The organism is Acinetobacter johnsonii (genome assembly GCF_048551975.1).
Taxonomy (GTDB): Bacteria; Pseudomonadota; Gammaproteobacteria; order Pseudomonadales; family Moraxellaceae; genus Acinetobacter; species Acinetobacter johnsonii_A.
Genome location: NZ_JBIMCF010000263.1, coordinates 1 through 263, shown reverse-complemented (window position 1 = coordinate 263; position 263 = coordinate 1). Strand labels below are relative to the sequence as shown.

1 protein-coding gene is annotated in these 263 nt (G+C 38.8%); it reads left to right on the top strand.

The window, feature by feature from the left end; genetic code table 11:
- A partial coding sequence (locus ACG9ZB_RS17440; RefSeq protein ID WP_419326866.1) for a sugar phosphate nucleotidyltransferase occupies window positions 1–263 on the top strand: 263 nt, incomplete at both ends.

Sequence of the window (263 nt, the reverse complement as noted above, 5' to 3'; positions counted from 1 at the left end):
GGGTTTTACACCAATGTTAAAACAAGCTGTAGCTCGCCAAAAAGGCGCAACAGTTTTTGGCTATCAAGTAAAAGTCCCTGAGCGTTTTGGTGTAGTTGAGTTTGATGAGCATAAACGCGCAATTTCATTAGAAGAAAAACCTACGCAACCAAAATCAAATTTTGCCGTGACAGGTCTGTATTTTTATGACAATGCTGTGATTCAAATTGCAAAAGAAGTTAAACCTTCTGACCGTGGTGAGTTAGAAATTACGACAGTAAACC